Genomic DNA, 25,050 nt, shown 5'->3' with positions numbered 1-25,050 from the left:
CGGCCCTCAGCGGGGGCTGAGCGCGCCGCTTCGCACAGCCATCAGGTCACCACTCGTCAGGTCTTCGCGGCGGTTGATGCCGAGCTTGCTAAAGACGCGGTAGAGGTGTCCCTCAACAGTGCGGACCGACAGTGTCGAGAGCTGGGCAATTTCACGGTTGCTGTTGCCGTTGATCACCATGGTGACAATTTCGCGTTCCCTGGGCGTCAGGGAGGTGGCGTCATCGGCGCCGAACAGGGGCAGGGCGCTGATTCCCGCCAGCTCCCTGCGCCTGAGTTGGAGCAGGTGGGCCACGGCGCGAACGCGCTTGCGGTCCCCGCTGCCATTCAGGAACGAGACGGCCCTGCCAAGGCATTCCGCCGCGAGCAGGTGGTACCCCAATGCCTGCGCCCTTTCGCTTGCCGCGATCAGCTGCTCAGCGTCACGCTGAAGAACGCCCCGCGCGTAGGCATTGAGGCACTCGGCTTCCGGGCCCTCGCCGTGATCCGTCAGTTCCACCAGCCGCGGCAATTGGCCGTTGTCGCCCAGCCGCAGCGCCAGTTCACGGGCATCCCGCTCCGCCGCGAGCAGTCCCTTGCCCTGCGCCCGATCAGCCAGCAGTGCCAGCTCCCGGACGCCGTTTGCGGCCCCATACAGACCCGCCCGTGCTGCCGCGAGGTAGGCCTGCCCCATCAGCTGGAAGTGCTCGGACCCTTGATAGGGGACGCGGTTGAAGGCCTCGGAGTAGCTGTCCACCACGTCGTTTCTCCCGAGCAGGGAAGCCGCATAGGCCGCCAGGCCCAAAGCGTACGGCAGGAGGTGGTCGAAGTCGGATTCATAGAAGGCCTCGATGGTGACCGAAAGACCGCCCAGCGCGGTCACCATGTCACCCTTTCTCAGCGCCGCCAGCCCTTCCACTAAGTACTGTCCCCCGCTGAAGTGCAGCCCGCTGCGAAATCCGTGCCAGGGCGCCTCTGTAAGGGGCTTAGCGACCAGGTTCCATCGCCCCAGGCGAACCAGCGCCAGCGAATGCTTGAAGCGCGCCAGTTCATAGGCCCGGAACTGCGCCGTGGAACTTCCCCCCAGCAGCTGCAGGATTTCGCCGCTCGCCCGGGAGGCACCGTCCGGCCGTCCGGTGGCGGCCAGCAATTCAGCCCAGAGGTAGAGAATCGTGGCACGGGTGATGGGGTCCGCCCCGGTGTCGGCCACCCGCGCGGCCAGCTCATCCTCGATCTCGGCGTAGCGTCCCTCCAAGTGAAGTGCATGCAGAATCAGCAGCCGGCTACCGTCAGTACCGGCCGGTCCGGACGCCGGGCTCCCTGCGCCCAGACGCTGCTCCGACGCGCGCCAGGAGGCGGCGATCCTCCTCAGTCCCAGCGTCTGCCCTCCCATCCCCAGATGCACGCGGGCGGCGAGGATGGAAGCTGCCCCCGCCGTCGCGAGGTCCGTGGCGGAGTCGACGCAGTCCTGCAGCAGCGCCGCCGCGCGGGGAAGATCACCAAGGTGAAAATGGGCGTCGGCCATTTGGACTTTCGCTGCCGCCCGGAACACGTCGCCATCGATCGCTCCGGCCGTTTTAAGCGCTACCATTGGCTCGAAATGCCGGTTGGCGCTGGCGGCCGCACCCAACAGCTGCTCGTCGGGGACCGCGGCTCCGCAGTCCAGCGACCAGCAGACCAGCCTGGTCTGCGTCTCCTCCGGCACCGTGCCGTCGGCAACATCGAGGATGCGGGAGCGGATCATCATGCTGCGGGCCGGAGGAACAAGGACGCGCACGACCTTTCCCAGCAGCGGGGAGGCCGACCGCACCAACCTTTGCGGCCCCTGGGCGATGATGATGAGCCGGTCCTCTGCCAGGGTGTCCACGTCCGACTCACTGGCGAGCCGGTGCAGCCAGGCCAGGGGCAGAGGCTCCGCGAGCGCGACCGTCTCAAGGATCTCCGTCTCGGCCGCAGACCTGCAGGTGAGCTGTTCCCGGACCAGATCCCTCAATTGCTGATCGACCCGCAGTTGCAAGTTCTTCAGCATCCACACGTGGTTACGCAGCACCAATTCACCGGTGCGCCGGGCCTGACGGATCAGCGCCAGCAGGAGCAGGGGGTTTCCGCCTGCAATCCTGCTTAAGACGGTACTGGCGCTGTTGATAACCTCACCGCCCAGCACCTGGCGACAGAGCCCGCGCGCCTGCACATCGGTGAGCGGGGACAGGTCAAAGCGCCGCAGCATCCCCTCGTCCCCGAGGGAAACAAAAGCTGCCGGCGGTCCCGGCTTCGGTCTGGAGAGCACCAGCAGCTTTACCTGGCCCGTCATGGCCAGCTGCGCCAGCACCCTGGCACTGTCTGCATCCAGGTTCCAGGCGTCTTCCACGATCACAAGTGCCTTGGGCTCGCCGGCTTCGAGCCGCCGGCTCAGCATCTTCTCCATGCGTCGGGGCACTGACGGCCGCGATTCGGACACGGTCAGGGGATAGGAGTCCAGATAAGGGGCCAGTGCGCCGAATGGGAGCTCCGCCATCGCCGCTGCGGGAAAGATCCAGAAGGGCTTGACCGTCGGGCCGAGCTGCCGGAGCACCGCCCCGGCCAGCGCACTCTTTCCCAAGCCGGCGTCCCCCGCCAGCAGGACTCCCAGCCGGTCAGGATGCTGCAGCGTGGCCACGATGGAAGCTACCAGATCGGTGCAGCCCACCAGGAGGCGGGGAAAGCCGTCGTTGTCCAGGTCCGCCGGTCCTCTACGCAAAGGTCATCTTCAGGTCGGCGCGGTTGGTTACCTGGAGCTTTCCGTAAATCTGGTACAGGTGCCCTTCCACCGTCCGCACGGAAATGAACATTTTCGCAGCGATGGCCTTGTTGCTCTCACCCGCGGCCGCCCGCTGGGCCACCTCGTGTTCACGCGCCGTGAGCGTCGGGCCGTCCTCCTCCGTCGGCATGACGCCCAGTTTCTGGACACTGCTGCTGATCCGGCGCCTGGCCGCGCGGGCCGCAGCCCGGTCCCCCGCCGCGTCGGCAACCCTCTGGGCCTCCCGGGCGGCGTCCCTGGCGAACAGGTCATCGCCCATGCCGGCGGCGGCTTCAGCGGCCTCCAACAGTACGGCGCTGTCCTGTTCCAGAATGCCCGTTCCGAACAGGCGACTGGCGTCTGCGAACTGCCCCTGGACGGCAGCGGACGCCGCGACCAGCCGCGCGGCGGCGCCCCGACAGCCGTGGCGCACAGCAGCGCAGAGGAAGACCAGCTCAGGGAGTTTCGCACCGCGTCGGCGTTCCTCCTCGGCGAGTCCCAGCAGCCGCACACCGGCTTTTTCTTTGGACGCCAGCTCGGCAGAGGCGAGCACTTGAAAGAACGAACGCACGCTCAAGGAGAGCTGCGACGGGCAACGGCCGTCCAGCTCCACGGAACGCAGATACTGCAGGGCCTTGTCGTTTTCCCTGAGCAAGGCGTAGCAGTAGGCGATCGCGGCACTGGCCAAAGCCTGCGCCCCGGACGTATCCAGCTGCCCCAGCTGACTGTGTGCCGGCAACAGCCGCTGCAGCGCGCGCTCCGCCCGTCCGCAGTACGCGTCCAGGGCCCCCTCCGCGAGTTCGGTCAATGCAACGGCGACGACGGCGATCCCGTCGCCGAACCGCTCTGCCTCGGGGCCACGGCGAAGCTGGGGATCCGGGGCCGCCCCAAGGAGGACGCATATCAGCGCCTGGTCCGTGGACCGGGCGCTGACTGCCGCCAGCTCCTCCGCGGTGAAGCGCATCTGCACGTCTAGGACAAGGGCCCGGGCGTCCGCATGACGTCCCCCAATCGTCCAGGCCTGCCATAACAGCGTCGCAGCATGCACAGTCTTCCCTCTGGTCGTGCACGCAGGATAGAGCCGGCTCAGCGCATCCGTCGCCTGCCGGTACCTGCCCTCGCCGAGGTCCAGTTCGGCCGTGGCCAGGGCGAGGTCCTCCCGCAGCGCGGCGATGCCGGCAGCACCCTGGCTAGAGGCGGCTTCAGGTCCGTTCAGCCGGACCTCCACCCGGTCCAACGCGGCCCGCGCTTCCGGTCCGCGGCCTGGACGGGCCGCGAGGACGGAGCAGCGCACCAGCATCGTCTCAACCCAGCAGCCCAGCGGAAGGTCCATGGCATCAAGGGCATCCGGGGACAAGAGCTGTTCGGCCTTTGCGACTTCCCCCAAGGCTGCGTACGCCCGGGCCTGAAGGGCCAAAGCGGTTCCACGTTCCGGCGGTGTCAGGAGCTCCACGAACCTCAGGGCCTGCTGCGGCTGACCGGCGAAATTGGCCAGGCGGGCAGCATCCCTGGCCTCCTGGGCGGACAAGGCCTCCCCACAGTCGAGGGCCCACCGCGCCATCTCCAGGGCTTCCGCGGCCGACCTGTCAGCTGCGCGCTGGGTCACCGCAGCGAGCCGGCACAGCTCCCTGCTTCGGCCGCTGGGGACGCGTTGGCGGATCGCGCGCTCCGCCAGCGGGTTCGAGAGTCGGACAAGGGGCCGCCGGCCACTTGCCACGTCGAGGCGGCCCCTCCCGATGAGGGAATCGAGGGCTTCGGCACTGCACAGGCGCAGGAGCGTGTTCAACGGCATTCCGCCGCTGAGTGCCAGCAGCTCCAGGACCTGTCGCTCCGCCTCGGACTCCGGGTTGACCCAGGCCCTGACGGCGTCCCTGGAGTTTGCGCCGTATACGAATGTGCTGTTGGTCAGCACCCAGACACCGTCGTCCTCAATGAAGGTGCCGGCGTCAATCTGATCGCGCAGGATCAGTTCGAACACCCGCGGATTTCCGCGGCTGGCATTCCAGAAGGCCGCCGCTGCCGCAGTTGAGACCTCGGCTGCGCAGAAGCTGCGCAGCCACTGGACTGCCTCGGCCAGGCTGTAGGCGCCGACGTCTGTCCGTCCGATCAGTCTGTCCTTCCACAGCGAGACCAGGTCGCCCGGGGCCGCCAGCAGATCCTCTCCCGTGGCCAGCAGGCGGACCGTTCCATGGACCGTCAGCCGGTTGATGACGAGCGCGGCGAGCTCGTCCAGGCCTTCGGCATTGTCCACAAACAGGACGATGTTGCGTCCCTTTGCCCGATCCCGCAGCAACCGGGCAAGCCCGGCAACCACCCTAAGCGGATGTTCGGCGCATCCTTCTTCGAGGTCGGTGAGCAGCGGTCGAAGGGCGCCGTAAGGCGTCGACGCCGAGATGGAACTGCCTTTTACCTGCACCACCAGGTAACCGTCGTCCAGCCGTTCCAGCGCCTTTCGGGCCAGAAAGGTCTTGCCCACTCCCGGCGCCCCAACTACCACCGCGCCGCAGGAGCCGCCGGGTGAGCCCTGGCCGGTCAGGGAGCCGAGAATGTCCTCGACCAGGTCCTGCCGGCACCACGCGGGGCGGGACTTCCCCTTGGCCCCGTCCGGGACCTCGGAATCACGATTATTAGAGTTGCCTGCAGCAACAGAGATTGAGGCAACAGCATTTGAAGTGAACATGATGCGAGACCTTCGTATCAGTTGGAGACCCAGTAACCCCAACCTACGAAGTGCGCTACACAGGTACACGAGTAACGTGTACTCGATTTGCCTGTTGCGGTCCTGATGGCGGGCGTCAACGGGTACTCAACCTCCGGAATCTACTACCTGCCCGGTCCGTGACTGCCCTTCGCCGACGCTGCCCGTATCGTCATGCCCGACCCTCTGGCGCTGGCGCCCCGGACACTCAACGTCGGGCGCAGACGCAGGCGCTCCCTACACGCCCTGTGGAACACGGGACCTGCCCTCCAGCAACGAAGGATGACAACGAGCGAAAGTCGCTGGAGGCGGTCCACCGGTCATGGCCGGTCCCGCGTGTTGACGGGCTTAGTTTCGAAAATCAGCCGAAAAACCATCCTCAGTGGGGGTTCAAGTCCCCGTCCGCGCACAATACAAAGAAGGCCCTGATTCCAGGGCCTTCTTTGTGTCTCCGCGCACGGCCCTGTAGGTCCGGGCGGCCGCCTGGTTTCTGCCTGTTGACGGAACTGGGAAACCAGGCGTAGACAGGGCCGTACCCATCCATTCGCAGGCCACCGTTCGTGAGCCTGCACGCCTCAGGGAGCATGTCATGGCGGTTGCGATCATCATGGAGTTCGACGGCACCACCCTCGAGCAGTACGACGAGATCAACAGATTGATGGGCCTCACCGCAGGTGGTCCGGGCCCCGCAGGATCCATTTCCCATTGGGCAACCATGACCGACAAGGGGCTGCAAGTCACCGATGTCTGGGAGAGCCGCGAACAGTTCGATGCCTTCGCTCAGGAAAAGCTCGGGCCCCTCAGCGCTAAAGCCGGTTTTGCGGGGCCTCCGACAATGTCGTTCCATGAGGTGCACAACTATTACACTCCGGGCAAGGGCGCCTGACGCCCCACTGATCGGACCGTGTGCATCGCGTTCAGGCACGGTCGCCCCCCGGGAATTTGGATTTTCTTCGCCGTGCGCCGCAGTGTGGCGTCCACGTCCGATCCCTGAACACACTATCCATCGTTCAGGGACCGGGATAAGGGACTTATGGCCCGTCTTGTCGTGACGCAGTTTTCGAATCATCGGGCAGACTGTTGTGCGACGGCGATTGCCGAGCCCCCGGGCCCGCATCGGCGATGATGGTGGCATCTGGCGTTGCCAGCGAACAACACGCGAGGGAGTCCCTATGTGCCGACTGTTCGGCCTGCACGCCGGTCCCCTGCCGGTCCGGGCCACGTTCTGGCTGCTGGACGCTCCGGACAGCCTGTCAGACCAGAGCCGGCGCGAGCCGGACGGGGCCGGCATAGGCACCTACGACGCCGACGGCACAGCCCATGTGGCTAAGCAGCCGCTGGCCGCCTGGGAGGACCATGCGTTCGCCCGCGAGGCGCGGGACCTGAAGAGCACGACGTTCCTTGCCCACGTCCGATATGCCAGTATCGGCGCACACACGCTGGCCAACACGCACCCGTTTGAGCAGGACGGCCGGCTGTTCGCGCACAACGGCGCCTTTGGCGGCCTGGAACGGCTCGAGCACCGGCTGGCCACGCTGGGTGTCGGGGACCTCGTGCACGGCCAGACGGACAGCGAACGGCTCTTCGCCCTCATCACCGCCGAGAGCCGCAGGGCTGCCGGCGACGTCGGAGAAGGCATCGCCCGTGCCGTGACCTGGGTCGCCAAGGAGTTGCCGGTGTTGAGCCTGAACCTCATCGTGACGACGGCGACGGATCTTTGGGCGGTCAGGTACCCGGCCACTCATGAGCTGCACATCCTGGAACGGAACCCCGCCCGTGTCCACGGCCCGGCAGCGCCTCTGGACGCCCGGAGCCACCGTATCCACGCACGCAGTGAAGACCTCGCCGGCTCCTCGCATGTCCTGATCGCCACCGAACCCATGGATCACAACCCGGCGTGGCGACCTGTGGAGGCTGGTGAACTGGTGCACGTGGGTCCGGATCTGGCGGTCACGGCCAGCTTTCCCTTCCCAGGAGCACCCGCCCATCCACTGACGCTGTCCGATCTTGACCCGGCCGCCGCGGCATCCCAGCGGCCCTGACCTCGGCGCGGGCAGCCCGGGGGACTGTGCCTATTTGAGCAGTTCGGTCATGACCGGAGCGTTCCGGTCATTGTCCGTCAGGGCCGGCAGCCCCCACACTTCCTCGATCGTGTGGAGCAAGGAGTAGTGGCTGTACGCAGCATCGGAGCTGAACGCCTTACGGGCGGCCGGCCCGGCAAACACCGTGGCCACCCGATTGTCCTTACCGCTGCCCTCGTCCCACGTGACCACCAGCAGGGAGTTCTGGGTCGTGAACGCGGGCGAGCCCAGAATCTTACCGACCTGCGTGGACAACCAGTCATCTCCGGTGCGGACAGGGCAGTCGTGCGTATCGTTGCACAGGTCGGGGCTGATGAAGACGAAGTTCGGAAGACTTGAAGCGGACGCCAGGTCCTGGTCCAACCCGATCGAAGGCACCACATGCGCGGCGCAGGAGTTTTTGTCCGACGTGACGGAGGGGTAGTACATAAAGGGATTGTGCTTCACCGCGTACCGTCCGGAGTTCTCTGCCCCGCACGGCGCAGGCATTCCCTCGGCGTACATTTTCCAGGTCCGTCCGGAACTGGAGACCTCATCGGCGATGTTCCGCACCGCTGCCGTGCAGTCTTTCGGTTTGCAGTCGCTGGTGATCCCGGCGTTGGTGCCGCTGGTCAGGGCGAGGTAGTTGGGCAGGCTCGGGTGCATGATCGCCTGGTAATTCCTGGCCAGTGCGTTCTCGCCCGCGAGCTTGTTGAAATAGGGGGCCTCGTTGCCGCCCAGGATCTGTGAGGAGGGTTTGTTTTCCTGGACGATGATGACGATGTGGTCGATCCCGGTGCCGGCCCCCTGGGCGGCATGCGGGGGCGCCGTCGGCGCGACGCTAGCAGGGGACGACGGCGGCCGGGAGGACTCCGCGGAGGACGGCGGGTCACTCGTGTCCGGGGTGGCTGCCTGCTGGCTCGAACGTGACGGAGTCGGGGGCTGGGGAGGGTCCGGTTGTGACGGAGTGCAACCCGCCAGCAACAGGGCCAACGCAAAGCCGCCGGCGAGAGCGCGTCCACCAATTCGCCTCATCGGATCATGCTAGCGGGACTGGGCACTATGTGTCATGGCTTTCCGGCGGTAGCAGTGTCGGTCTTCCGGTCCGCCCGTCTCGAGTTTCGGCATGGAGGGCTGTCCGGACGGTCCCGACGAGGTCGCGGAACGACGGGATATCGGACAGGCCGTCCAGAAGGACGGGTCCGCCGGGTCCCGCGAGCGGGATGCACCAGTTCGGGTACTGCGTGCTGGTACCCGGCTGGTTCTGGGTGCGCGTCTCCCCCACAGCATCGACGAGGGCAACTCCGAGCAGCGAGGACGGCGACAGCGCCGTGAACGCGTACAGGGCCTCCACCGTCGACCGGACGTCCGGGCGGCCCGTCTGCGGCAGGAGTCCGCGTTCCCGGACGAGCGCCAGGACGGCTTCCTGCTCGGCAGCTGCCTCGGCGCGTTCTTCGTCGGCGGGACGCTGCAGCAGTCCCAGCGATTCACGGAGGGTGACGTGTTCACCGGCCAGGTAGCCCGCCGTCGGAGGCAAATCATGGGTGTTGACGCTGGTCAGGCACTGCCGGCGGTACCGCTCCGGCGGGATCGGGCCATCCGCGTCATGTTCGAACCAGAGGATTGAGGTGCCAAATATCCCCCGCTCGGCCAGGTAGTCCCGGACCCAGGGCTCGAACACGCCGAGGTCCTCGCCGATCACAACCGCCCCGGCGCGCTGGGCCTCCAGGGCAAGGATGCCGATGAGGGCCTCGTGGTCGTAGTAGACGTAGGTGCCCTGACCGGGACCCGCCCCGGCCGGGATCCACCACAGCCGGAACAGGCCCAGGATATGGTCCACCCGGATCCCGCCGGCATGGCGGAGCACGGTTCTGAGCATGTCGCGGTAGGCGGCGTAGCCGGATTCGGCGAGGCGGCCGGGATGCCACGGTGGCTGGGTCCAGTTCTGGCCCTGCTGGTTGAACATGTCCGGCGGCGCCCCCACGGTGACGCCCTTCGCCAGAACGCCCGAAAGTGTCCAGGCGTCGGCGCCGCCGATTTTTACTCCGACCGCCAGATCATGGATGACGCCGATTTCCATGCCTGACTGTCTGGCCGAGCGCTGCGCCGACTCCAGCTGCTGGTCGCAGCACCATTGCAGCCAGCGGTGGAATTCGATCCTGTCCGCGAGCGCAGTCCGTTGCTCCGCGCAGTACGGCGTTCCCGGGAAGGCGGCCGCGTCCGCCCACTCCGGGGCCTGTGGTGGCAGTTTTTCGGCAAGCGCACACCACAGGGCAAAATCGTCGAGCCCTGGCCCCTGTTCGGCGCAGAACGCTGCAAACTGCCGGGCCCGGGCCGGGTCCCGGCGGATCTTGAAGATCAGTTCCAGGGCGGACAGCTTAGCCCCGTAGCTCGCATTCCGGTCCAACAACTCCGGTGACCGGTTGGCCGTGTGGAATCCCCCGGCCAGCCGTGCCACCTGGCTCCGCCCGGCGGCGTCGAGGTAGCCGTACTCGGGAACCTCCTCCACCCTCAAGTAGAGCGGGTTAAAGAAGCGCCGTGTCGTGGGCAGGTACGGGGAATCCTCCACCGGCGGGGCCGGCTCTGCGGCGTGGAGGGGGTTGACGAGGACAAAACCGGCGCCCTCCAGCCCCGAAATGGTGGCAAGGTCCGCGAGATCCGTGAAATCGCCGATCCCCCACGACCGTGAGGACCGGACGGAGTAAAGCTGGGCCGTCAGCCCCCAGTGGCGCCGTCCCGCCAGCTGCCCGGTGGTGCGCAGCTGCCGCGGGGTCACGACGAGCGGGCACTCGGCGAGCACGCCGCCGGCGTCTGCCCGCAGGGTATGCCAGCCAAGGGCGAGATGGTCCGGAACGGCGAAGGTCGCGCGTCCGGTGAGGACGCCGTCGACCTCTGTGGGTTCGTCCCAGTTCTCCCGCTGGGCGGCGTCGTGCCTGCTGCCGTCCTCGGCATCAATCCAGACGGAGACCCCGCTTCCGTGCGGGACGTGGACATCAACATGGATCTCCTGGCCTTCCCGCAGCACGAGAACCGGGGGAAGGATGCGCCGCCACGGCGCCAGCCGGGCCTCGTGCAGGGACCGCTGCATCTCCTCGGTGCCGTGGGAGGGGATGCCCAGCGCCGCGAGCACCCCGTGCAGGGTGCTTGCCGGCACTGAACGTTCGACGCCGTCCCAGCCCCAGTAGCTTGTTCCGACGCCGTGGGCCGCTGCCAGCTCGTGCAGGAGCCCGCCTGCGAGATGCGCGTCATCGTGGTGCGTAGGGTCCGCCATGGGCCCACTCTAGACGCTGCCGCGGCGGTCCGCGCCCTCCCCGTGGATGTGGGATTCGCCTACCAGTTCCTCGTGCCCCTCCACTGCTGCGGCCAGTGAAAGCCCCGGGGTGGATGTGATGAACGGCAGCAGAAGCCGGTTCTCCCTATCCAGGTGCAGGGCGAAGATGCGGCGGAGGGCCCCGGCGGTGACCGCGGCATCCACGCCCCGGGCCGGGCGGAGATCGTCGACCAGGGCAACCATCACCTGGTTATCGGCCAGCAAGCTTTCCACCAGCAGCCGGCCCTCGGGCATCACCTGCGGCGCGCCATACAGCGGACCCTCCTCGGCGAGCGCATGCGGGACGAGTTCCGTTTCGCACCACTCGAGGAGAATTTCGTGGGCAGCGTGTTCCGCCAAAGCGTCTGCCGCTTTGACGGCGTGCGTGAGGGATTTCGCCAAGGCGTCCAAACGCTGCAGCATCGTGGCGTGGTGTTTCTCGACCGCCGCAAGGGCGCGGACTTCGTCGTCCGCGTCCCTGGGCAGCGCATCCCCGGGCGCTGCAGCCGCGGCCCGTGGCTCGTCCATGGCGACCCCCTGGTGCTGCTGTGAAGAGTGGCTGTTCCGGGAAAGGTAGGCCTCTTTCCACTCTAGGGCCGGCTGTGCACCGGCAAACGGGTCTTTCGACCCCCTCCCTGTCCTGCAGCGCCCTGCATCTGCTTCTTTGTCCCGCAGTTTCGACGCGGACGCGCGGTCCGCGTTAGCCTTGCAGCCTATGGTTGACGTCGAACACTTCCGGATCCTCCTGCTCGCGGAGCGAGACCGGAAACTTGCCCTCCTTCCCGCACTCCGCCAGGACATCACTTCGGTGAACGCCGCACGGCAGGACTCCAACGTCGACGACGAACACGATCCGGAGGGTGCCACGATCGCATTCGAGCTCTCCCAGGCCTCTGCGCTGTTGGAGCAGAGCAGGAAGGGGCTGGCCCAGATCGAGGCGGCCCTGGCCCGGATAGCGGACGGCACTTATGGAATCTGCGCCGTCTGCGGGGGACCCGTCGCGGAGGGCCGGCTCGAGGCCAGGCCCTGGACCCCCTATTGCATCGAGCATTCGGCGGGCAGGCCATGACTACCGCGGCCACCGACAACATTGCCGGGGCCTGGTGGGACCGGATCCTCGCCGGGTTCACGCATTCTCCCAGCCCGCACGTCACGGGAACCGAGCTGACTGTGGTGATCCTTCTCGCCGTTGCTGTGTCCCTGCCCCGTATCACGTGGCGCTACTTTGGACTGTTCGCGACGGTGACCCATGAACTGGGCCATGCGTTCGCCGCCCTCATGACGGGTCAGCGCCTCGGCGGGATCCGCCTGGGTCTGGACCATTCCGGCACCACCACGACGTACAGCAGGGGACGCCTGCCCGCCGTCTGGTCCACGTTCTGGGGCTACCCCGTGCCGGCCGTTGTTGGCGCCGCCATGGTGTGGTGCGGCTTCAACGGCTGGGGGCCGGCTGCGATGTCCGTGGGCACGCTTGTCCTGCTGGCCTCGTTCGTGTTCCTCCGGAACGGCATCGGCATCCTGATCACGGCCGCCGCGGTGCTGACCGCGGGGCTCCTTGTCCTGTTCGTACCCCCGGAGTTCAACGGACACGTAATGATCGTTCTTGGCCTGGCGCTTCTTGTGGCCGCAGTCCGGGACCTCGGCAAGCTGGCCAACGTGCACCTGCGGCACCGGGACCGGCTTCCGACCTCGGACGCGTTCTTGCTCTACCGGGCCACATCTGTTCCCGCCGCCATCTGGATTCTCTTCTTCGCCGCGGTGGTGGCGGGATCCTGGTGGGTTGCGTGGCAGCCGATGGCACAGGTCCTTGCTGTCCTGCTCGGCGGCGGCCCTTCCCCGGCATAGGCTGGGACCATGAGCCACAGCAAGACAACGCACACTGACGACCCCGGTTTCAGCACCAAAGGCGCCTACGTCACGGGCGGGGCGGAGTTCACCCGGGACACGAATTACATCGAGGACCGGATCACGAAAACGGGGGCCGAGGGCCGCAACGGCGAGCCCGGCTGGCGTGTGGAACCGGGAAGGTACCGTCTGGTCGCTGCCCGCGCGTGCCCCTGGGCGAACCGGACAGTCATCGTGCGGCGGTTGCTCGGACTCGAGGACGTGATCTCTCTCGGCCAGCCCGGTCCAACCCATGACGCGCGCTCCTGGACGTTCGACCTCGATCCGGGAGGCAGGGACCCCGTCCTCGGCATCGAGCGCATCCAGGACGCCTACTTCCGCCGCTTCCCGGACTATCCCCGCGGCATCACGGTGCCGGCAATCGTCGACGTCCCGACCGGCCAGGTCGTGACCAACAACTACCCGCAAATCACCCTGGACTTCTCCACCGAGTGGACCGAATACCACCGGCCCGGCGCCCCCGACCTGTATCCGGAGCACCTCCGCGGGGAGATCGACGCCGTCAACCGCAGGGTCTTCACCGAGGTGAACAACGGCGTCTACCGCTGCGGCTTCGCCGGCTCCCAGGCCTCCTACGACGCCGCCTATGACCGGCTCTGGACGGCCCTGGACTGGCTGGAAGAACGGCTCTCCGGCCAGCGGTACCTTGTGGGCGACACGATTACCGAGGCGGACGTCCGGCTCTTCACCACATTGGCCCGCTTCGACGCCGTCTACCACGGACACTTCAAGTGCGGCCGGCAAAAGCTCAGCGAGATGCCTGTGCTGTGGGCCTATGCACGGGACCTCTTCCAGACCCCGGGCTTCGGCGACACGATCGATTTCGTGCAGATCAAGCAGCACTATTACATCGTCCATGAGGACATCAACCCCACCGGGATCGTCCCGCGCGGACCGGAGCTGGGGAACTGGCTCACGGAACACGGCCGCGCGGCGCTCGGAGGCCGGCCGTTCGGCGACGGTACCCCGCCGGGGCCGGTCCGGGCCGGCGAGGAGGTCGCGCCCGGGCACGGCGCCCGTTGAGAAGACGGCCGGAGACGGGGCCGGGGTGGCCAGGGTAGTGCCATGAAATCCTCCGCCGACACGACCCCTGGGCAGTCCCTCCCACCCGCGGCAGGCTCTGCCGGGTACGCGGCGCCTGACTTTGCCGGCGCCGGCCGTTCGGCGTCGACTTCTTCCTGGGACTGCCCGAGGACCAGGAACCGCGCTACCGCAACGTCCTCTACGACGACGGCGGGGCGCCCTGGCTGGACCCGCAGAACAACGCCTTTGCTGTGGTGTTCATGAAGCCGCAGCCGGGACGAAACTTCGGCAGCCGTCGGGCCTTCGGCCATGAGGGTGCCAGCGCGGCGCTCGGGTTTGCGGATCCCTCCTATGGCCTTGGCTTCGGGTACGTGCCGCTGCGCAGCGAAGAGGGCCGCACCGGCGGTCGGGCGCAGCGCCTCTCACTCGCCGTCAGGCAGGCGGCGCAGGCCGCAGGCCCGGAGTTCGTCCACTTGTAGCACCATTCTTCCCCGCCTAGGGTGGGCCGGGATGAACAGCGCAGAGGAAACGACCAAGATACCGTCCCTGACCCGGAAAGCGGGGCGGATCGTCAGCGCCAGCGTCTCCTCGGCGCTTCTTTGGCCCCGCCTGCAGCTGGCAGCCAAGGCCGGGCTGGCGGCGGGGATTGCGTTCTTCCTCGCCCCCTTCATGCCGGGATCGGCAGCCGACTACCCGTATTACGCCCCCCTGGGCGCCCTCGTGGTCATGTACGAGAACGTGGCAGGATCCGTGCGGCAAGGCCTGCAGACGCTTGTGGGGCTGGGGCTGGGCATCGGCCTGGCATTCATGCTGTTCGTCCTCGGGAGTCCCTCCCCGCTGACGGTCGCCGTCGTGATGGCGCTGGGTGTGGTCCTCGCGGGACTGCCGCGGCTCGGATCCGGCGGGGACTGGATTCCGACAGCGGCGCTGCTGGTCCTCTTGGTGGGCGGGCACAACCCGGACAAATTCTCCTTCGGCTACCTGTTCCAGATGGGGGTCGGCGTGACGGTCGGCATCCTCGTGAACTTCCTTGTCTTCCCTCCGCTGCATTTCCGGGCCGCCGCGCTCAGCATCGCCGAACTGCGGCTCGCGCTGGCCCAGCAGCTCTGGGACATGGGCAAGGCGCTGAAAGAGAGCTGGCCGCCGGAACACGAAGACTGGTCAGGCCGGTCTGAGAAGCTCGCGGTTTCTGCCCGCTCGGTCCGCCTCGCGGTGCAGAAAGCCGACGCCAGCAGGCGCGCCAATCCCCGACGGCGGCGCTATCCCCGGGACGTGGAACAGGATTACCGGAACCTGAGGGACCTGGAGAAACTGACATTCCACGTCCAGGACGTCACCCAGGTCCTTTCGGATGTCATCTGGGCCACGGACACGCCCTTCGTGGTGCCGGACCAGTACGCGGGGCCGCTGGCCGACGCCATGTCAGCGACCGGGGATGTGCTGCGCGCCATCGAAGAGGACAGCGTTGAACGGCAGGGGGAACTCGTTGAAACCGCTGATGCGGCCGTGAATGCCCTCACAGCCCGGGTAGCCCAGGAGGATGTGCCGAGCGAGGGGCCCAGCGCGGTCGAGTCCATCCTGTTGAGCCTGCACCGCATGCTGCGCGTGGTGAAGACCGCACGCGCATAGCGCCCGCCACACGGCGGCGGCATCCCGAAGATCGCCGCCGCCGGCCGGCCGGCCGGTGCTTGGTGCAGGAAGCACGCCGCTACAGGGCGAAAACCGCTCCACTGAAGTGCTTGCGCCCCGACCGCGGGTTCCAAGCAACGTAGTCGGACCGCCGCCACGCGCCGCCGGCATCCTGGATGGTGCTGATGTCCAGCGCCACGCCCGTGGGCAGGAACACCGGCGCGTCGAAGGCTACATCCCAGGTGAAAGCTTCGCCCTTGGCTGCCCCCACATCGGCCAGGGCCCTTGAGGCGAGATACATGCCGTGCGCAATGGACCGGCGCATTCCGAGGGCCCTCGCCGTAAGGACGCTCAGGTGGATGGGGTTGAAGTCACCCGAAACTGCGGCGTACGCGCGTCCCGTGTCGACTCCCAGCCGCCAGAGGGCCGTGGGATCCGGCGCTGAAAAGGTCGCCGGCGCCGGAGCTGCCGAGGCTTTGTCGATCCCGGGCAGGAACACGCCCTTGGACAGGTAGGTGGAGACGCCGCGCCAGCGGAGGTCTTCCTCCCCCGGCCCGCGGACCTCGGCCACAACGTCAAGCTGGGTGCCGGCACGGTGGCCGCGCAGGTTCTCCACCCAGGAACGCACATCAAGTGCTTCAGTGAAGAGGACGGGCGCGTGCTGCACCACCTTGTTGGCCAGGTGGATCATGCCCAACAGCGGCAACGGAAAATCATCCCGGTTCATCACGCTCATGGCGAGGGGAAAGGCGAGGGCGTGGATGAACCCCGCCGGAAGCACATCGCTTGCAGTCTCCCCGACGAGGTGCTGATAGGCCGTGAGGTTGGCGACGTCCACGTTCACGCCCCGGACCTCATGGCTGGCCTCCGGCAGTCCGGTGCCCCCGTGGATGCCGAGCATCCGCCGCCTGGCCACTGTCGCGGCCGCGTTGACGTACAGCTTGGAGAGGGACGGCATTTCGCCCAGGATGACGGGCTGGGGACCGGTCATGCCCCCACCAGGTTCTGCCCGCAGACGCGGAGGACCTCGCCGGAGATCCCGCCGGCGGCGTCGCTGGCCAGGAACGCGATGGCCTCAGCGACGTCTCCGGGCTGGCCGCCCTGCTGCAGCGAGTTGAGCCTGCGCGCCACTTCGCGGGTGGCGAAGGGAATCCGGGCGGTCATTTCGGTTTCGATGAAGCCGGGGGCGACGGCGTTGATGGAGCCCCCGTGCGCGGCGATCAGCGGTGCCGTGGCCCGGACCATGCCCATGACGCCGCCTTTGGAGGCCGCGTAATTGGTTTGCCCGCGGTTCCCGGCGATCCCGCTGGTGGAGGCGACGGAAACGATCCGCGGCGAGGTGCGGAAGTGCTCCGAGGCAAGGAGTGCCTCGTTGATCCGTAGTTGCGCGGCGATGTTCACCGCGATGACGGAGTTCCAGCGGCCCTGGTCCATGTTGGCAAGCAGCTTGTCACGGGTGATGCCGGCGTTGTGGACCACGATGTCCAGGCGGCCCTGGCGCGCCACCGCATGCTCAATGATGCGCTGCCCTGCATCCTCGCGGCTGATGTCCAGCTGCAGTGCCGTCCCGCGGACCGCGTTGGCCACTTGTGCAAGGTGGTCCCCGGCGGCCGGGACGTCGACGACGATCAGGGTCGCGCCGTCGCGGTGCAGCGTCCGGGCAATCGCGGCGCCGATCCCCCGCGCGGCCCCTGTCACGACGGCGACCCGGCCGGCCAATGGCTTCCCGTCGTCGGCCGGCAATTCGCCCGCGCCCGAGGTGACCGTGAGGAACTGGCCGTCCACGAACGCGGACCGGCCGGAGAGGAAGAAGCGCAGTGCGCCCAGGGCGCTCGGGCTCGTGGTGGTGGCAGCGTCGGAAAGCAGGATGCCGTTGCCTGTGGCCCCGGCGCGCAGTTCCTTGGCCAGCGACCGCAGCAGTCCGTCCACTCCCTGCCGCGCCGCGGCAGCCGCAGGCCCGTCGGCGCCCGCCGCCGTCCGGGAGACGGTGATGACACTGCCGTTGGGGGCAAGGTCGCGCAGTGAAGCGGCCGCCGTCAGGACCGGTTTTTCCAGGTCCTCCGGACGGGCCAGCCCGTCGAGGACGAGGACAATGGCGCCGAGCTTTTCCCTGGGTACTGCGTGGCGGCGGACGTCCAGGTTCCATGCCAGCAGGGTTGCGGCCAGGTCATCGGCGCCGGTGGTGTGTCCCTGCACCAGCACCGGGCCTTCCAGGAGGGGCCGGCCCGGCTGGTGGCGCCGCAGGGCCACCGGCTGCGGCAGCCCGAGCCTGCGGGCCAGGTCCTTGCCCGGGCCCCGGCTCACGAACTGGGTGTATTTATCTGTCACGCGGTCCCCCTAGAGTGCTTCAAGAATTGCGGCGACGCCCTGGCCGCCGGCGGCGCAGATGGAGATCAGTCCGCGTGCCGGACGGCCGTCAACCTCACCCCTGGCGTGCAGCATCTTCGCCAGGGACGCCACGATCCGTCCGCCGGTTGCCGCGAAGGGGTGGCCGGCGGCGAGTGAGGATCCGTGGACGTTCAGCCTGGACCGGTCGACGGTGCCGAAGGGACCGTCGAGACCGAGCCGTGTGCGGCCAAAGTCATCGTCCTCCCACGCTGCCAGTGTGCTCAGGACCGTCCCCGCGAAGGCTTCGTGGATCTCGAAGAAGTCGAAGTCTTCGAGGGTGAGGCCATTGCGGGCGAGCAGCCGCGGCACGGCGAACGCGGGAGCCATGAGCAGGCCGTCTTTGCCGTGGACGAAGTCCACGGCAGCAGCTTCGCCGTCAACCACCGTCGCGAGCTTGGGCAGGTCATGGGCGTCGGCCCATTCCTCCGAGGCGAGCAGCACGGTGGACGCGCCGTCCGTCAGCGGGGTGGAATTTCCGGCCGTCATGGTCGCTTCGGCACCCAGATTCCTGCCGAAGACGGGTTTGAGCGAGGCGAGCTTCTCCAGGCTCGTGTCGGCCCGCAGGTTGGAGTCCTTGGCCAGTCCCCGGTAGGGGGTGAGGAGGTCGTCGAAAAAACCTGCGTCGTAGGCTGCGGCAAGGTTGCGGTGGCTGTTGAAGGCGAGCTCGTCCTGGGCCTCGCGGGTGATCTTCCACTGCGCCGTGGTCAGCGCCTGGTGCTCGCCCATGGACAGACCAGTGCGCGGTTCGCCGGTGTTCGGCGCGTCCGGGGCAAGGTCCTTGGGCCGGAGGCGGCTGAGGACCTGCAGCTTCTGGGGGAGCTTCCTGGCGCGGTTAAGATCCAGCAGCACCTCGCGCAGGCCCTCACTCACGGCGATCGGGGCATCCGACGCCGAGTCCACGCCGCCGGCGATCGCCGATTCGATCTGGCCAAGCTTGATCTTGTTGGCCAGGCCCAGCACGGTCTCCAGGCCGGTGGCGCAGGCCTGCTGGAGGTCATATGCCGGGGTCTCGGCGGACAGTGCCGAACCCAGCACGGCTTCCCGCGTCAGGTTGAAGTCGCGGGAGTGCTTGAGCACGGCCCCGGCAGCAACCTCGCCGATGCGCTCGTCCTGCAGGCCGAACCGTGCGATCAGGCCGTCGAGCGCCGCGGTGAGCATGTCCTGGTTGGAAGACTTCGTGTAGGCACCCCCCGTCCGGGCGAACGGGATGCGGTTGCCGCCCACCACCACGGCATTACGGAGCTGCGGCGCTACGGCACCGCCGGCCTGTCCGCCCGTCCGCGCTGCGGACGCGGGGGTCGGTTCCTGGGGTCCGGTAGCGGACTGTCCGTTGACGGGCATGGCTGTCTCCTTCAATCAAAACGGGTTACCGATACCCAGCGTACCTGATACGCTGGGTATCGTGAACATCCCCGACGCCGATTCCTCCGGCCCCGGCGCAGCCGGCCGGAGCACGCACAGTGTGCCCGTCCACAGTGCGCCCGTCGGTGCCGTTGACGGACGCGCGTCCCGCTGGGAGTCCCATCGCGAGGAACGGCGGCGGCACCTCATCAAGTCGGCCCGCAAGGCAGTGCACGTCCTTGGCAGTGCCGCCTCCATGGAGGAAATTGCCGCCGCGGCAGGAACCTCGAAATCGGTCTTCTACCGCTACTTCGGCGATAAGGCAGGACTCCAGCAGGCCGTGGGCGAGGTAGTGCTCAGCCAAATGCAGCGACGCATCCAGGAGGCAGCCCAGGCCGCGCAGACACCCCGCGAAGGCCTGTTCGCCATGGTGTCGGCCTACCTGCAGATGGCCGAGACCAGCCCCAACGTCTACACCTTCGTCACGCGCTACACCCCCGGCGAGCCGGAGGGCAGCGGCGGGTCGATCGCCACGGCAGGCGCCCTGGGGCATTTCTTCGCGGCAATCAGCGACATGATCGCCCGGCCCATGCGCAGCCACCTGGGCGGCGGCCAGGACAAGGAAGCCGTCATCGGCTACTGGCCGAACGCCGCGATCGGGCTGGTCCGGAATGCCGGCGAGCAATGGCTCGCCAGCCCGGCGTCCCCGGCCAAACCGGACCAGGCGGCGATGGCGCGCCAGATCACCGACTGGCTGTGCTTCGGGATCGCGCCGGAGCTGCGGGCTCCGGAACCCGGTGCTGCCGACTCTCCGGCTGCGGCCCCCCGGGCACCGCACTTCCCCGTTCCAGCCGCCGCCGGCACCTGAGTCATCGGGACCGGGTCATCCGGAACCGGGAACCACTGCCTGCAGAACCAGAGCTTCAGACCCCCTGTCAGAACCAAAGAAGGAATCGACATGACTGAACTAGCGGACCGCCCCGCGGCCCACCCGAAGACCGCTTCCGTCCAGGCCGCTACGGGCGCGGCGGCCACTCCCGGCGCCTCGACGGAACCTCCCGCCGTCGACGTTGCAGCCCTGGGTGAGCAGCTCCTGGGCAAGTGGGCCGACATCCGTCGCCACGCCCGTGCGCTCGCTGCCCGGCCGGAACTGTACAAGACCGAGGGCCTGACCCACACGGAGCACCGCGAGCGTGCGTTCGGCCAGCTCAAGTACCTGGTTGAGAACAACGCGGTGCACCGCGCTTTCCCTTCGTTCCTGGGCGGCTCGGATGATCACGGCGGTAACATCGCAGGATTCCAGGAACTCGTGATCGCGGACCCGTCGCTGCAGATCAAGGCCGGCGTCCAGTGGGGCCTGTTCGGCTCCGCCGTGATGCACCTGGGCACCGAGGACCACCACAGGAAGTGGCTGCCCGGGATCATGAGCCTGGATATCCCGGGCTGCTTCGCGATGACGGAGACCGGGCATGGCTCGGACGTGGCCAGCATCGCCACCACCGCGACCTACGATCCCGGCACCGGGGAATTTGTCCTGCACACCCCTTTCCGGGCGGCCTGGAAAGACTACATCGGCAATGCCGCAATCGACGGCCTGGCCGCCGTCGTCTTCGCGCAGCTGGTCACCCAGGGCGTTAACCACGGCGTGCACGCCTTCTATCTGGAGCTGCGCGATCCCGCGACGAAGCAGTTCCTGCCGGGAATCGGCGGCGAGGACGACGGCGTCAAGGGCGGCCTGAACGGCATCGACAACGGCCGCCTGCACTTCACCGACGTCCGGATCCCCCGCACCAACCTGCTCAACCGCTACGGCGACGTGGACGCTGCGGGCAGCTACAGCTCCCCCATCGCGAGCCCGGGGCGCCGCTTCTTCACCATGCTCGGAACCCTCGTCCAGGGCCGCGTGTCGCTCGACGGCGCCGCAGTGACGGCATCGAAGCTGGCCCTCAAGACCGCCATCCAGTACGCCACCGAGCGCCGGCAGTTCAACGCCTCGTCCCATACCGATGAGGAGGTCCTGCTGGACTACCAGCGGCACCAGCGCCGGCTGTTCACCCGGCTCGCCACGACCTACGCGGCGAGTTTCGCCAGCGAGCAGCTGCTCCGGAAATTCGACGACGTCTTCTCCGGCCGGAACGACACCGACGAGGACCGGCAGGACCTGGAAACCCTCGCTGCGGCACTCAAGCCGCTCAGCACCTGGCACGCGCTCGACACGCTGCAGGAATGCCGGGAGGCCTGCGGGGGTGCCGGCTTCCTGATCGAGAACCGCTTCGCGTCGCTGCGCGCCGATCTCGACGTCTACGCCACGTTCGAAGGCGACAACACGGTGCTGCTCCAACTCGTCGCGAAACGGCTCTTGGCCGACTACGCCAAGGAATTCCGGAGCGTGAACTTCGGTGTTCTGGCCCGCTATGTGGTCGGCCAGGCGACCGGGGCGGCAATCCACCGCACCGGGCTGCGGGGCGTAGCCCAGTTCGTGGCGGACTCCGGCTCGGCACAAAAGGCGGCCATCGCGATCAAGGACGAAGCCAGCCAGCGCACGCTGCTGACCGACCGCGTCCAGACCATGGTCGCGGAGGTGGGAGCCGCCCTCAAGGGCGCCAACAGGCTGCCGCAGCATCAAGGCGCGGCCCTCTTCAACCGGCACCAGAACGAACTCATCGAAGCGGCGCAGGCGCACGCCGAACTGCTGCAGTGGGAGGCCTTCACGGAAGCCCTGGGCGACGTCGCCGATCCCGGAACGAAGATGGTGCTCACCTGGCTGCGTGATCTCTTCGGCTTGTCGCTGATCGAGAAGAACCTGTCCTGGTATCTCATGAACGGCAGGCTCTCGATGCAGCGCGGCCGCACCGTGGGGGCCTACATCAACAGGCTGCTGGTGAAGATCCGCCCGCACGCCCTGGACCTCGTGGATGCCTTCGGTTTCGGCCCCGAGCACCTCCGGGCCGAGATCGCCACCGGGGCGGAAAAGGTCCGCCAGGATGAGGCCCGGGACTATGTCCGCACGCAGCGTGCCAGCGGAACGGCTCCCGTGGACGAGAAGATCCTGCTGGCCCGCAAGGCACTTGCCGCCAAGGCCGGCCGCAGCTGACGGTGCTGCTCCGGGAGCAGCCCGGCGCAAACGACGACGGCGCCGCCCCCTTGACCGGGGCGCCGCCGTCGTCGTTCTGACGGTTTCTTGCTGACTGCTTCGTCCGTTAGGGGGCAGCGTCGGGGAGGACCGACCGGTAGACCTCGAGGGTGGTTTCCGTGATGGATTCCCAGGAGAAGTGCTCCTCCGCCCGGCGGCGCCCGGCCCGGCCCATGGCACGCGCCCGTTCGGGATCGGACACGACTTCGGTGAGGGCTGCGGCAAATTCCGTGACGAACTTCTCCGGATCCAGCGGGGTGCCGGTCCCGTCGGTCACCTGCTCGAGCTGAACAAGAAGCCCGGTCTCGCCGTGCTGGACGACTTCCGGGATCCCTCCGGTGGCGCTGGCCACGACGGCGGCCCCGCACGCCATGGCTTCGAGGTTGACGATGCCGAGCGGCTCGTAGATGGACGGGCAGGCGAAGGCGGTCGCGTGGCTGAGGACCTGGATGAGTTCGTTGCGCGGCAGCATCCGTTCCACCACGACCACACCGCTGCGCTGGCCCTGGAGCTCCTCGATCAGGCGCGCCGTTTCGGCTGCCAGTTCGGGGGTGTCCGCGGCCCCGAGACAGAGCACGAGCTGGACGTCGGCAGGCAGTTTGGCGGCGGCCCGCAGCAGGTACGGAACACCCTTCTGCCGGGTATTGCGGCCGACGAAGACGACGCTGGGCAGCGCCGGGTCTATTCCGAGAGCGCGGATGACGTCGTCGCCCTCGTCCCGGTTCCAGAGGCTCACGTCGATGCCGTTGTGGACCACCTTGACCTTGGCCGGGTCCACCTCCGGGTAGCTGCGCAGGATGTCCTGGCGCATGCCTTCGGAGACGGCGATGATGGCCGCGGCGGACTCGTAGGCGGTCTTTTCCACCCAGGAGGACACCGCGTAGCCGCCTCCGAGCTGCTCGGCCTTCCACGGGCGCAGCGGCTCCAGGCTGTGGGCGCTGAGCACATGCGGGATGCCGTGGAGCAGCGACGCGATGTGCCCGGCCATGTTGGCGTACCAGGTGTGGGAGTGCACCAGGTCCGCGCCGGCGATGTCCGGAACGATCCTCAGGTCCACCCCGAGGGTCTGGATGGCGGCATTGGCGGAGCCCAGGTCTTCGGGTACGGAGTAGGACGTCACCGTCGCTCCGTGATACCCGGGCTCCCGGGGCGCGCCGAAGGCACGCACCTGTAGGTCCACGCGCTGGGCCAGCACCCTGCTGAGCTCAGCCACATGGACTCCGGCGCCGCCGTAGATTTCCGGCGGGAATTCTTTGGTCACAATATCTATTCGCACATGCACCAAGGTAGTCGTTACGGCGGAACTGATCTAGTGTGAAGACGTTCGGGCATGCCGGACTGTATTGGGGAGTAACGAAGGCGTTCAGGAGCTATCACCATGCCGCATCAAAAGAAAGTCTTGGCAATTGTCCTCGCAGGTGGCGAGGGAAACCGGCTCATGCCGTTGACGGCGGACCGGGCCAAGCCTGGCGTGCCCTTTGCCGGAAGCTACCGTCTCATTGACTTTGCCCTTTCGAATCTTGTGAATTCCCGCTATCTGCAAATTGTCGTGCTGACGCAATACAAGTCGCACAGCCTCGACCGGCACATTTCCGAAACGTGGCGCATGTCCACCCAGCTTGGAAACTATGTGGCCTCGGTGCCGGCACAGCAGCGCGTGGGCAAGATCTGGTTCCTTGGCAGCGCCAACGCGATCTACCAGTCACTGAACCTCATCCACGACGCCAACCCGGACATCGTTGTGGTCGTCGGAGCTGACCACGTGTACCGGATGGACTTCTCCCAGATGGTTGCCCAGCATGTAGCCAGCGGCGCCAAGGCCACCGTCGCCGCCGTGCGCCAGCCCCTGAACATGGCGGACCAGTTCGGTGTCATCGAAGTGGATCAGGACAACCCCGGGAAGATTGCCGCCTTCGTGGAGAAGCCGTCCTCCACTCCCGGGCTCGCTGCCGATCCGAGCCAGTTCCTGGCCTCCATGGGCAACTACGTTTTCAACGCCGACGCCCTCGTCGATGCCCTGCACGTCGACGCCGAGCGGCTCGACACCAAGCACGACATGGGCGGGGACATCATTCCCTACTTCGTCAACAAGGGCGAGGCCGGGGTCTACGATTTCACCCTCAACGACATCCCGGGCTCCACGGAACGGGACCGCACGTACTGGCGCGACGTTGGCACCATCGACTCGTTCTACGACGCGCACATGGACCTCATCTCCCCCGTGCCCGTGTTCAACCTGTACAACTCCGAGTGGCCCATATACACGCGCCAGAGCATCTCTCCGCCGGCGAAGTTCGTCCGCGGCAAGGCCAACACCGTGGGCACTGCGCTGGACTCGATCGTCGCGAGCGGCGTCGTCGTCTCCGGCGGCATTGTGGAGGGCTCCGTGCTGTCCAACGACGTGTACATCGACACGTCCAGCCGCGTGCTGGACTCGGTGCTGATGGACAAGGTCAACGTCGGTGAGGGCGCCGTCATCAAGCGCGCCATCATAGACAAGAATGTCAAGGTTCCGGCCGGCGCTGCGATCGGGCTCGACCCCGAACTCGACCGCGCGCGAGGCTTCAAGGTCACGGAATCCGGTATCACCGTCTTGTCCAAGGGGCAGCTGGTGCCGGAGCCCGGCGAGGCCGAGCGCGCCCTGTCCGCAGCCAACCTGCGCGTCGTGCCGAACGCCGTCCGGGCCGCCACGGAGAACTGGCCGGACCTTCGCGAATCCGTGGACAAGGTCGGCGACGTCCAGGCCGCCGCGGTGGGCGTGGACGGTCCCGCCAAGCACTCGACGAAGGCCTTCTAAGCACTACTGCGT

At 67.5% G+C, this 25,050-nt stretch carries 19 protein-coding genes; 10 read left to right on the top strand and 9 right to left on the bottom strand.

What is annotated here, in order from left to right; genetic code table 11:
* Positions 1 to 6: 6 nt before the first annotated feature.
* Entirely contained in the window at positions 7 to 2,715 is a 2,709-nt protein-coding gene (locus tag AC1DES_RS15510) for a helix-turn-helix transcriptional regulator (protein ID WP_476896597.1), read from the bottom strand.
* Positions 2,708 to 5,434 carry a LuxR C-terminal-related transcriptional regulator gene (locus tag AC1DES_RS15505; RefSeq protein WP_476896596.1) on the bottom strand — a complete coding sequence of 909 codons (2,727 nt, stop codon included), beginning with the start codon at positions 5,432 to 5,434 and terminating at the stop codon, positions 2,708 to 2,710. Before AC1DES_RS15505 ends, AC1DES_RS15510 begins: the two co-directional genes overlap by 8 nt.
* 607 nt (positions 5,435 to 6,041) lie before the next feature.
* Here AC1DES_RS15505 and AC1DES_RS15500 point away from each other — a divergent pair.
* Together AC1DES_RS15500 and AC1DES_RS15495 are read left to right on the top strand one after the other, a co-directional pair.
* Positions 6,042 to 6,338, top strand: coding sequence for a hypothetical protein (locus tag AC1DES_RS15500; protein ID WP_476896595.1), 297 nt, complete (start codon positions 6,042 to 6,044; stop codon positions 6,336 to 6,338).
* A 286-nt stretch (positions 6,339 to 6,624) separates the two neighbouring features.
* Positions 6,625 to 7,494 carry a class II glutamine amidotransferase gene (locus AC1DES_RS15495; protein WP_476896594.1) on the top strand — a complete coding sequence of 290 codons (870 nt, stop codon included), beginning with the start codon at positions 6,625 to 6,627 and terminating at the stop codon, positions 7,492 to 7,494.
* 30 nt (positions 7,495 to 7,524) lie between these two features.
* On the opposite strand, the gene AC1DES_RS15490 is transcribed toward AC1DES_RS15495, so the two are convergent.
* The 3 genes from AC1DES_RS15490 to AC1DES_RS15480 are packed head-to-tail and all read right to left on the bottom strand — an operon-like array spanning position 7,525 to position 11,350.
* Positions 7,525 to 8,547 carry an alkaline phosphatase family protein gene (locus AC1DES_RS15490; protein WP_476896593.1) on the bottom strand — a complete coding sequence of 341 codons (1,023 nt, stop codon included), beginning with the start codon at positions 8,545 to 8,547 and terminating at the stop codon, positions 7,525 to 7,527.
* A gap of 25 nt (positions 8,548 to 8,572) precedes the next feature.
* Positions 8,573 to 10,783: a 4-alpha-glucanotransferase gene (malQ, locus tag AC1DES_RS15485; protein WP_476896592.1), complete on the bottom strand. Its 2,211-nt coding sequence runs from the start codon at positions 10,781 to 10,783 to the stop codon at positions 8,573 to 8,575.
* Positions 10,784 to 10,792: 9 nt separating this feature from the next.
* Positions 10,793 to 11,350 (bottom strand): hemerythrin domain-containing protein, encoded by a 558-nt coding sequence (locus tag AC1DES_RS15480; protein WP_476896591.1) that lies wholly within the window; start codon positions 11,348 to 11,350, stop codon positions 10,793 to 10,795.
* Between the two features lie 187 nt (positions 11,351 to 11,537).
* On the opposite strand from AC1DES_RS15480, the gene AC1DES_RS15475 reads away from it, so the two are divergent.
* The 5 genes from AC1DES_RS15475 to AC1DES_RS15455 all read left to right on the top strand — a co-directional run bounded on the left by AC1DES_RS15475 (position 11,538) and on the right by AC1DES_RS15455 (position 15,379).
* Entirely contained in the window at positions 11,538 to 11,891 is a 354-nt protein-coding gene (locus tag AC1DES_RS15475; protein ID WP_476896590.1) for a TraR/DksA family transcriptional regulator, read from the top strand.
* The gene (locus AC1DES_RS15470; RefSeq protein ID WP_476896589.1) at positions 11,888 to 12,667 is read left to right on the top strand and encodes a M50 family metallopeptidase; all 780 of its coding nucleotides are present in this window, start codon (positions 11,888 to 11,890) and stop codon (positions 12,665 to 12,667) included. The genes AC1DES_RS15475 and AC1DES_RS15470 overlap by 4 nt, the downstream gene beginning before the upstream one ends.
* A 9-nt stretch (positions 12,668 to 12,676) precedes the next feature.
* A complete protein-coding gene (locus AC1DES_RS15465; protein ID WP_476896588.1) occupies positions 12,677 to 13,750 on the top strand; it encodes a glutathione S-transferase family protein in 1,074 nt (357 codons plus the stop codon).
* Positions 13,751 to 14,010: 260 nt separating this feature from the next.
* Positions 14,011 to 14,229 (top strand): hypothetical protein, encoded by a 219-nt coding sequence (locus AC1DES_RS15460; protein ID WP_476896587.1) that lies wholly within the window; start codon positions 14,011 to 14,013, stop codon positions 14,227 to 14,229.
* A gap of 31 nt (positions 14,230 to 14,260) precedes the next feature.
* On the top strand, positions 14,261 to 15,379 hold the full coding sequence (locus AC1DES_RS15455) for an FUSC family protein (protein WP_476896586.1): 1,119 nt from the start codon (positions 14,261 to 14,263) through the stop codon (positions 15,377 to 15,379).
* Positions 15,380 to 15,458: 79 nt separating this feature from the next.
* Here AC1DES_RS15455 and AC1DES_RS15450 read toward each other — a convergent pair whose 3' ends face one another.
* Genes AC1DES_RS15450 through AC1DES_RS15440 form a run of 3 tightly spaced genes read right to left on the bottom strand, consistent with a single transcriptional unit; the run spans position 15,459 to position 19,108 of the window.
* Entirely contained in the window at positions 15,459 to 16,370 is a 912-nt protein-coding gene (locus AC1DES_RS15450) for a MaoC family dehydratase (protein ID WP_476896585.1), read from the bottom strand.
* Positions 16,367 to 17,707 carry a 3-oxoacyl-ACP reductase gene (locus AC1DES_RS15445; protein ID WP_476896584.1) on the bottom strand — a complete coding sequence of 447 codons (1,341 nt, stop codon included), beginning with the start codon at positions 17,705 to 17,707 and terminating at the stop codon, positions 16,367 to 16,369. The genes AC1DES_RS15450 and AC1DES_RS15445 overlap by 4 nt, the downstream gene beginning before the upstream one ends.
* 9 nt (positions 17,708 to 17,716) lie before the next feature.
* Positions 17,717 to 19,108, bottom strand: coding sequence for an acetyl-CoA C-acetyltransferase (locus AC1DES_RS15440; RefSeq protein ID WP_476896583.1), 1,392 nt, complete (start codon positions 19,106 to 19,108; stop codon positions 17,717 to 17,719).
* Positions 19,109 to 19,229: 121 nt separating this feature from the next.
* On the opposite strand from AC1DES_RS15440, the gene AC1DES_RS15435 reads away from it, so the two are divergent.
* Together AC1DES_RS15435 and AC1DES_RS15430 are read left to right on the top strand one after the other, a co-directional pair.
* Positions 19,230 to 19,976: a TetR family transcriptional regulator gene (locus AC1DES_RS15435; RefSeq protein ID WP_476896618.1), complete on the top strand. Its 747-nt coding sequence runs from the start codon at positions 19,230 to 19,232 to the stop codon at positions 19,974 to 19,976.
* Positions 19,977 to 20,066: 90 nt separating this feature from the next.
* A complete protein-coding gene (locus tag AC1DES_RS15430; protein WP_476896582.1) occupies positions 20,067 to 22,202 on the top strand; it encodes an acyl-CoA dehydrogenase family protein in 2,136 nt (711 codons plus the stop codon).
* 106 nt (positions 22,203 to 22,308) lie between these two features.
* On the opposite strand, the gene glgA is transcribed toward AC1DES_RS15430, so the two are convergent.
* On the bottom strand, positions 22,309 to 23,517 hold the full coding sequence (gene glgA, locus AC1DES_RS15425; protein WP_476896581.1) for a glycogen synthase: 1,209 nt from the start codon (positions 23,515 to 23,517) through the stop codon (positions 22,309 to 22,311).
* Positions 23,518 to 23,619: 102 nt separating this feature from the next.
* On the opposite strand from glgA, the gene glgC reads away from it, so the two are divergent.
* Positions 23,620 to 25,038 carry a glucose-1-phosphate adenylyltransferase gene (gene glgC / locus AC1DES_RS15420; protein ID WP_476896580.1) on the top strand — a complete coding sequence of 473 codons (1,419 nt, stop codon included), beginning with the start codon at positions 23,620 to 23,622 and terminating at the stop codon, positions 25,036 to 25,038.
* Positions 25,039 to 25,050: the final 12 nt, after the last annotated feature.

The organism is Arthrobacter sp. 05T442, from assembly GCF_056395945.1.
Note: the sequence above shows the minus strand (reverse complement) of the source record. Positions and strands in the feature narration are given on the sequence as shown.